The organism is uncultured Methanobrevibacter sp. (assembly GCF_937906425.1).
Taxonomy (GTDB): Archaea; Methanobacteriota; Methanobacteria; order Methanobacteriales; family Methanobacteriaceae; genus Methanobrevibacter.
On sequence record NZ_CALCYR010000027.1, the window covers coordinates 1 to 3,941 of the forward strand.

Sequence of the window (3,941 nt, forward strand, 5' to 3'; positions counted from 1 at the left end):
AGATAAAAGAAGAGAAGAAGAATTTACAATTGAAAAATCATCCAAATCAATTATAAAATTCATAAAAGAAGCATTAAAGCAAAAACACAAAAGCAAAAGCAAAATAAACATTATTTCAATGGGACTTGGAGGCTCAATAGCTCTTGAAATCCTAAACAAAAGCCCTGATTTGATAGACAATCTCATCATTTCAAGCCCTGAATGCCATCAAGAAAGCGATACAGACAACGACCCATTGGAAAGACTTGCAAAGACAAAGGCAGAATACCTGAACACAAAGCCTGATCAATTCATTGTAAAGGCATATCTAAGATACTTTGGAATTTCAAAGGAATTCTACAATGACATGGAGGAAATATTGGACTTCTCCATTAAAAAGGAAAGGGAAATAGCATTTGAATCCCTGAACTACCCTATAGACCACTTAAAAAAGAATGAAATGATAAAAAACAAGAACAATATTCTCATTGCTTATGGAACAAAGGAGAATCTAAACAGCAGAAAATCAGCGATTGAACTTAAGACAGTCTTTAAAAACGCAAAACTTATTGAAATAAATAAGGGAACTGAATTATGGAACATAAACAAGCCAAAACTATTCAATTCAATAACAAAGGAATTTATAAATAAAGGAAAGGTTTCAGAAGATAAAGATATCAGAATAATAAAATAAACAATTTCAAAAGACTCTAATATTAAAATAAACGAATAATAAAAGAAGAAAAAATAAAACAAGAAAGAAAATTAAACCTAAATGAAAGCCAATAAAACCAGCTTGAAAAAAACTAAAATAAACTTTATTTTATTCTTTAAATTGAAAAATAATGGATAAAATTCATTAATATTTAAATAGAAAAATAGACAAATTTATAAATATAATTTTAATAAGTTATACAAAAATTAATTTTCAAATAAAATTTAAAATTATTATGCAAAATAAACTTAAAATAAATCAATTTTCAAATAAAATTTAAATCATTATGCAAAAATTAACTTAAAAATAATTATTTTAAACTTATTTTTATTCATAATTAATTAGGAGTTAGGGACAATGAAACTTGGGCTAATAGGATATGGAAATGTTGGTTCACTTATCACAAACAACATACTCAAGCTCAATCTATTGCTTGATGACGAGGAGCTATTCATTTCAAACAGGAACAAGGAAAAGATAGAACACTTAAAAAGCGAATACCCTGATGCAAACATAAGCATTACAGACGACAATAAAACAATTGCTGAAAACTGTGATAAGATATTGATTTGTGTTGAAACACCTCAATTCAAGAATATCATTGATGAAATTAGCCCATTTATCAAAAAGAACATACACATCATTTACACCTGTGCAGGAATTGACCTTAACCAGGCAGAAAAAATATATGATGGAAAACTTTCAGTTGTAATCCCTACAATAGCTTCAAGCGTTACCTCAAACAATACAATCAGTTCCCTGTCCAGAAGAAAGGGCTACACCCTAATCAAGCATAACAAAAAGGTAGAACTTGAGGAAAGATTATACCTTGAGGATTTCTTCAATGAATTCAGTTATGTAAGAAGCATTAACAACAATGTAATCACTGCAGATACCGAAGACATTGTAATAATCAACAATGAATTGGAAATAAGTACAGTTCTTACAAGCTATGGACCTGCAATAGCTGCAATGATTGTTGACAAATTTGCATACCATGCAAGCATACAATCCAATTTAAGTAAAAAAGAAGCAGAGGAAATGATTATTAGGACAATGCTTGCAACAAGCATATTGATGGACAATCAAAAACTCTCAAGTGAAGAGATAATCAAGAAGGTAACAACCCATGGCAGATTAAACCAGGACGGAATCGATTTATTAGACAAAAAACTGGACAAATCAGCTAAGGACCTTATGAAAATCCTTTTAAATAAATATGAAGAATTAAAAACAGAAATAGATGAAAACGAATACTTTTAATTTCTAAAAAATAAACCCAATTTAATTTTCCTAATTTCATTTTTCTATTTTTATTTTTCTAAATTCATTTTTTCTAATTTATTATTCTAATTTTTAATTTTATTTATCTAATGTCATATTTTCTAATTTTATTTATCTAATTTTCTACTTTCTAATTTTATTCTTCTATTTTTTACATATTTAAAACTTTAAAATTATTTTTTTAAAAATAAATTTAAAATCTTTTTTTAAATTATTCTTTTTAAAAAACAAAAACACCTATTTAAAAATAGTAAAAATATAAAAAAATAGTAAAAAATAGTAAAAAATAGTAAAAAATAGTGAAAAAAATGAAAAAAAGATTAAAAAAGGATTAAAAAAGGATTAAAAAATGATTAAAAATAAAAAGAAGCTTAACCCTTAGAATAAGTTCTCATTAAAGTCTTCTTAACACCTACTTCATTTAAATAAATCTCTACCTTTCCATCTTCAATGAAATAAGTATTATATGAATTCAAATCCTTTCCCCTCAACTTATAGGAAGAAAGAGATCCCGCATTTACAAAAAGGGTTTCCTCCAATTTCCAAATGTGCGGAACATGCTTATGGCCTGAAATAACCAAATCAACATCATTCTTTATCAAAGATTCCAAAATGTCTCCACTGTCATGAAGAACATTTCTTTCCCTACCGGTTCTTGGAACTGGAATGACATGATGGTGAAGTGCAACAACTGAAAAATCATTTCCCTTGGATTTAGCCTTTTTAAGTTGATGTTCCATCCATATCTGTTGTTCACGTCCAATATGACCAGTATTTAAATCTGGAGAACTGCTGTCCAATCCAACAACAATAAGACCGTCCTTTGTAAGAACTCTCCAACTTCTCTCACCAATGAATTCCTCAAAGGTTTCATAACCTCTATTACGGGAATCATGATTTCCAGGAACTGCAAACAATGGAGCCTTAAACATTTTCAAATAACTGGTAGCCAGTTCATAGTTTTTATAATATCCATTGTCGGTTATATCTCCAGTAAGCAGAATCATGTCTGGAGAAAGGTCATTTATCTCATCAACCGCCTTTAAGAATATTTCCTCATCAAAATCAGCCTGACTAACATGCAAATCAGAAATATGTGCTATAGTTGTCATAAAATCGCCTAAATTAAAATTAAAATAATTACATCCATAATTACATAAATTAAATTAATAAAATTAATAAAATTAATAAAATTAATTAAATTAATAAAATTAATAAAATTAATTAAATTTCATTTAAAAATGAAATAAAATTTTTTAAAATAATAAAATTAACTCTTTAAACAATGAAATAAAATTTTTTAAAAATAATAAAATTAACTCTTTAAACAATAAAATAAAATTTTTAAAAATAATAAAAATGTGTTTTAAACATTAGAAAATCAATAGAAAAAAATAGAAATAAAATAAAAAAAAAGAAAAAGAAAAATAGTTAAAAGATTTAACCATTAAGTTTTAAAATAGCTTCAGCTAAATCTCCACCGGTTTCTCTTAATGCCTCTTCAGCATCTGCAGCACTTACACCAGCAGTGCTTGCAACCATTTCAATATCTTCATCTGGAATGATAAGTTCGGTTTCAAGTTCAACTTCAACTGCAGTTCCAGTGATTTGATAGTTTTCCTGACCCATTACATTCATAACATTCACTTCAGGATCAGCAATAATTAATTCTTTATCTTCAAAACGGATAATTACTTCTTTAGCTCCTTCTAAAGCTTTCATATCCATTCCCATTTTTTTCATTTGTCTTTGCATTTGTTTAAGTTGTTTTGGATTCATACCTGGAATCATTATTTTACCTCAGTAAATTTTTTAATTATTTATCAATTTAAAATATTAAATTAGAATTCTAAACTTAAATTTCCAAGAATTTAAAATATTAAATTAGAATTCTAAAATCAATTGAATATTTAAACTTAATACTTATTCTATAAATTAAGGTATATAACAATTTTTATTAAAA

The 3,941-nt window shown here is 26.7% G+C and carries 4 protein-coding genes; 2 read left to right on the forward strand and 2 right to left on the reverse strand.

From position 1 onward, the window contains the following. A partial coding sequence (locus tag Q0138_RS00945; RefSeq protein WP_297979651.1) for a hypothetical protein occupies nucleotides 1–673 on the forward strand: 673 nt, incomplete at its 5' end. 378 nt (nucleotides 674–1,051) lie between these two features. Next, complete coding sequence (locus Q0138_RS00950; protein ID WP_297979654.1) at nucleotides 1,052–1,957, forward strand: NAD(P)-binding domain-containing protein; 906 nt, start codon at nucleotides 1,052–1,054, stop codon at nucleotides 1,955–1,957. A gap of 392 nt (nucleotides 1,958–2,349) precedes the next feature. Here the strand turns inward: Q0138_RS00950 and Q0138_RS00955 are convergent, their stop codons facing one another. Both Q0138_RS00955 and Q0138_RS00960 read right to left on the reverse strand, forming a co-directional pair. Then, nucleotides 2,350–3,090 (reverse strand): metallophosphoesterase, encoded by a 741-nt coding sequence (locus Q0138_RS00955; protein ID WP_297979658.1) that lies wholly within the window; start codon nucleotides 3,088–3,090, stop codon nucleotides 2,350–2,352. A 328-nt stretch (nucleotides 3,091–3,418) separates the two neighbouring features. Then, nucleotides 3,419–3,769, reverse strand: coding sequence for a nascent polypeptide-associated complex protein (locus tag Q0138_RS00960; RefSeq protein ID WP_297979660.1), 351 nt, complete (start codon nucleotides 3,767–3,769; stop codon nucleotides 3,419–3,421). Between the last annotated feature and the right edge of the window lie 172 nt (nucleotides 3,770–3,941).